3 protein-coding genes are annotated in these 4,978 nt (G+C 44.9%); 2 read left to right on the top strand and 1 reads right to left on the bottom strand.

The window, feature by feature from the left end:
- The first annotated feature begins 268 nt into the window (after positions 1-268).
- Together WC259_RS07580 and WC259_RS07575 are read left to right on the top strand one after the other, a co-directional pair.
- A complete protein-coding gene (locus WC259_RS07580) occupies positions 269-2,827 on the top strand; it encodes a PAS domain S-box protein (protein ID WP_015407005.1) in 2,559 nt (852 codons plus the stop codon).
- Positions 2,828-2,856: 29 nt separating this feature from the next.
- On the top strand, positions 2,857-3,861 hold the full coding sequence (locus tag WC259_RS07575) for an HD domain-containing phosphohydrolase (protein WP_011928955.1): 1,005 nt from the start codon (positions 2,857-2,859) through the stop codon (positions 3,859-3,861).
- Here the strand turns inward: WC259_RS07575 and WC259_RS07570 are convergent.
- Positions 3,858-4,978 (bottom strand): adenosylcobalamin-dependent ribonucleoside-diphosphate reductase (locus tag WC259_RS07570; protein ID WP_372644024.1); only part of this gene is annotated, 1,121 nt, incomplete at its 5' end. The genes WC259_RS07575 and WC259_RS07570 overlap by 4 nt on opposite strands.

Raw genomic sequence — 4,978 nt, 5'->3', positions numbered from 1 at the left:
CTGTGTACCATTCATGACTTTAACCCCCAAGCCTGTCGGGACTATCAGCCAAGTTTCAAACACCGCGAATGCCGCGAAGGCCTGCTGCCTTAACGCCTTTTGTCGTAATTTCTCACTGCAATATATCTTTTTTGTCAAAACACGTGACATTTGGCACTTTCCCTGTTATACTGAGATCAGTCTAACTCTCAACCCGGTATAATTTTAATATATCTGAGCCTTCTGCCCTGCACCTGTAACAAAACTATAGGGCAAACAGCGAAAGGATATGAAAGACCAATACAGATCCTGCCACACCTCTGCAAGGCAAAATGTTTTGCCCGAAAGTGCAGACCTGACAGAGATACTTTCCATGATAGAAAGTACCCGCAATCTTGTATTGATATTTAAAACCTCGCCCGAACCCCAGCTGATTTATGTCAGTTCAAACTCAGCCTCTATCAGCGGTTATTCACCTGAGGATTACCTGGATAACCCTACCCTGTCACAAGACATACTAAAACCAATAGGTTTGGAACTTAACACCCACACACTTGATCGGTTTAGAATACCTCTAGGTCCGATACCCTGTTATATCCCCTGCAAAAAAGGCTTGCCTGTTTCAGCAGATTTATTATGTAAACTTTCTTCAGGCAGACTAATATTCTGTATCCAGTGCCAGCCTCAGGTCCGGCATAATGCAAATCACCCTGATTTTTCAGATAAAAACCTACCCGCAACTCCTCTGGTAATGGGTTTTCAGCCTGACGGCAAACTGATATTTGCTAACCAGATATTTGAGGAAGTAACCGGTTATCTTGTGAGCGAAGTAACCGGTGAAGACTGGAAGTCTTGCGGATTGTTCAGCCGTGAAACAACCGACCTTATTATTAAAATGTTTCAAGACCGCAAACCCGATACCGGACAGCCTTTTGAACTTCAACTAATCCATAAAAACGGCCAAACCTGCTGGTTTTCCGGCCATAGCCGGATAATCAACCGGGATAACAAACCCTCCTATCTGCAACTTTCAGCCAGCGATATTACAATATGCAAAAAATCCGAAAAAATGCTCCGTCTGACCAGATTTGCACTGGAACAAACTACAGATGCCATATTCTGGACTGATTCTGAGGGTAATTTCGTAGATGTAAATCAATCAGCCTGTAACTCTCTCGGCTACAGACGAGAAGACCTGCTTAAACTAAAAGTCACGGATATAGACGCCCTGATAACTAATCAGACTGATTGGGAAGCGCACTGGAAAAATCTGAAAAACAGCGCCTACCTTAGTTTTGAATCTATCCACCGGAACATAAGCGGCGAAGAAATACCGGTGGAAATAACCGCCAACTATATGCAGTGCGATAAAATGGAATACAACGTAGCCATAGCCCGAAATATCCACCTGCGCAAAGAAGCCGAAAAACAGCTGAAGTTCACCTCATTTTCAGTTGAGCATACGGCAGATTCCGTTCTTTGGGTTAATCAAAGCGGCAGTATAATAGCCGCCAATATGTCTGCCTGCCAATCACTGGGCTACACTCGGACAGAACTGTGCAGTTTAAACGTAATAAATATAAATCCTGTATGCGTTGCGGAAAGATGGAAAACCCTCTGGGTCAGACTAAAACAGGCTATCAATTTCTCATTAGAATCTGACATGTTTACAAAAAACGGGCAGCAAATACCTATTGAAGTAATGTGCAATTTCCTTGAGTTTGAGGGGATTGATTATTGCTGTGCCGTATTACGGGATATAACTGAGCGCAAGAAAGTGGACGCCCGGTTATTAAGGGCGGCAGAGGAATGGAGAATAACATTTGATAATATATCCGATATAGTATTTCTGCTGGATAATGACTTTAATATCCAGCGGGCTAATCGGGCATTTACAAAAACCCTGAACTGCCAGCCCCAAGACGTTTTAAACAAGAAATGCTACCAGGTACTGCACCATGCCGATTGCCCAAAAGTAAATTGCCCGAAACTTATAGCTTTTAATACAAAAAAGACCCAGCGTATCGCGTATTTTGAGGAAAATATAGATAAGCATTTTGAAGAAACAATTGACCCCATTCTGGACGCAAACGGGCTATCTATGGGAACTGTGCACACCATAAAGGATGTTACCGAACATCATAAGATAGCCGCCCAACTGATGATAACTGACCGGCTGGCTTCACTGGGCGAATTGTCCGCCGGACTGGCTCATGAACTTAATAACCCTCTGACCAGTGTGCTAGGTTTTTCAGAGCTTATTCAGGAGAAAATTCTGCCCGAAGACCTGAGACAGGATATCCAGATAATCAGCCAGGAAGCTCAGCGGGCGGCTGAAATAATCCGTAACCTTCTCACCTTTGCCCGCCGCCATGAACCATCCAAAGACTGGGTGGACATGAACCAGATAATACATAAGGTGCTTGCTATCTGCAACTACGGGCAGAAAGTCCATAACATTCAGCTAATTACCAATCTGGATCCAAATTTGCCGGAGATAAAAGCAGACTACTTCCAGATGCAGCAGGTGCTTTTAAATATAGTCATAAATGCTGAATATTTTATGACCCAGTCACATGGTGAAGGTACCATAGTAATCTCAAGCCGCAAATTTAACGACAGTATCCAGATTTCTATTCGGGATGATGGTCCGGGTATGTCAGAAAATGTCTTAAATCATATATTTGATCCGTTTTTTACCACTAAAGAAGTAGGCAAAGGTACGGGGTTAGGACTATCTATCGGACATGGTATAATCACCCAGCACGGTGGTAAACTATACGCAGAAAGTTCCGAAGGTAAGGGCGCTACCTTTTTTATAGAGATTCCAATCAACCAGCCAGATTAAATAACCGTCAGTTATTCTAAGAGGTATGCATGATTACAAAAAGTGAAACTGTCTTAACAGTAGATGACGAAGACACGATACGCCGTCTGCTTTACCAGAAAATAACCAGCGAAGGCTACAAATGTCTGACCGCCTCAAATGCTACCGAAGCTATGGAAATAGTAAAAAACCATGATATCGCACTGGCAATACTGGATATAAAGATGCCCGGGCTTTCCGGCATGGATATTTTACCCGAAATCCGTATTGTCTCACCTGATACCGCTGTTATAATGGCCACAGCCATAAGCGATACCGATACCGCCATAAACTGCATGAAGCTGGGCGCATATGACTACGTAACCAAACCGTTCAAACTGGATGCCGTAATCATGGGTATGGAGCGGGCACTGGAAAAACGCCGCCTTATACTGGAAAACCGTGATTACCAAGAACATTTGGAATTAAAGATAAAAGACCAGGCGGAAAAAATCCGCGGTTCTTTCTTCAACGCTATTACTTCCTTGGCTTATGCACTTGAAGCCAAAGACAGTTACACTATCGGCCATTCACAGCGGGTAGCTGAAACTTCAGTGGCTATTGCCGGCGCTATGGAGTTACCTTTTGCCACGGTTGAGCAGATACGTTTAGCCGGGCTGGTACATGACATAGGCAAGATAGGTATCAGGAGTGCCTGCCTGAATAAGGCCGGCAATCTGACCGAAGATGAATATAACCACATCAAAACCCACCCCAGCGTGGGTGAACGCATTCTTTCCCCCATAACCGAAGACCATGAAATTCTGAAAATAGTCCGCCACCATCATGAGCATTTTAACGGACGCGGATATCCTGACGGGCTGAAGGGTGAAGAAATACCGCTGGGAGCCAGAATAATGGCACTGGCTGATGCCTATGATGCCATGACCTCTCTCAGACCATACCGCAAAGCTATGACAGATATAGAAGCATGGGAAGAGCTGAAACGGTGCTCAGGTATACAATTTGACCCGGAGATTGTAGCTGTATTTGCCCGTATGAACAATCATACCTAATGGCAGGCGCAATTATCCAGATACTGATCTACCAGCTTTACACCCGACTCGCTGGTACACAATGGCTGGGCAGCCCGGCTTCCATCACGGTAAACCGTTATACCCTTAAGCCCCTGATCATAGGCCATGTTAAACACATTTGCCATATCCTCACGGGTAGCTTCATGCGGGAAATTTACAGTCTTGGAAACCGCATTGTCAGTATATTTCTGGAAAGCCGCCTGAATACGGATATGCCATTCGGGGCGAATGCGGTGAGCGGTAACCAGCAGGCGTTTAAGCCAGTCCGGTATACACTCCATATCATGCAGGTGGTTTGAGGAAACCAGCTTTTCAAAAAGCTCTCTTGAATGAAACCCTTCACGTCTGGCCATTTCTTCAAAATACGGGTTTATCTCCAGCAGATTTTCACCATCAAGTATATTCCTCACAAATACCATGGCAAAAGAAGGCTCTATGCCTGAAGATACCCCGGCGATAATAGAAAGCGTGCCGGTAGGAGCTATGCTGGTACAGGTAGCATTTCGCATGGGGCGTCCACCCGGTACGTCATACATACTGCCTTCATAAGCGGGGAAAGACCCTCTGATTTCGGCCAGCTTGGATGAAGCCCGATGAGAAGTTTCTTTGATAAAATCCATTATCTGGTCGGCCTGAAATATAGCTTCTTCAGAATTGTAAGGTATGCCCATTAAAACCAGCATATCGGCAAAACCCATGACCCCCAAGCCTATCTTGCGATTACGCAAAGTGGCTTTTTCAATTTCAGGGGTGGGAAATTTATTTACGTCTATTACATTATCCAGAAAACGGATAGCCATTTTGACTGTCCGCCCCAGTTTTTCATAGTCCACCACTACCCGTTCACCGTCACGCTTAAGCATACGGGGCAAAGAAATTGACCCCAGATTGCATGATTCATACGGCAAAAGGGTTTGCTCACCGCAGCCGCTTACGTGCCTGATGGGAGCTATGGATGGGGTGGGGTTATCATCATTTATGCGGTCTATAAATACCAAGCCGGGGTCACCCGTTTTCCATGCCTGGTCTACAATACAATCAAACACACAGGCGGCATTGAGCCTGCGAACTACTTCACCGGTATGGGGATTAATAA

It is taken from the genome of Dehalococcoides sp., from assembly GCF_041654235.1.
GTDB lineage: Bacteria > Chloroflexota > Dehalococcoidia > Dehalococcoidales > Dehalococcoidaceae > Dehalococcoides > Dehalococcoides mccartyi_B.
The sequence above is the reverse complement of the archived record's forward strand: the minus strand, read 5'-3'. Positions and strand labels throughout refer to the sequence as shown.

Excerpts from the sequence above, each read along its gene's own strand:
- WC259_RS07580 (WP_015407005.1), top strand. The coding sequence starts at position 269 with ATGAAAGACCAATACAGATCCTGCCACACCTCTGCAAGGCAAAATGTT.
- WC259_RS07575 (WP_011928955.1), top strand. The coding sequence starts at position 2,857 with ATGATTACAAAAAGTGAAACTGTCTTAACAGTAGATGACGAAGACACG.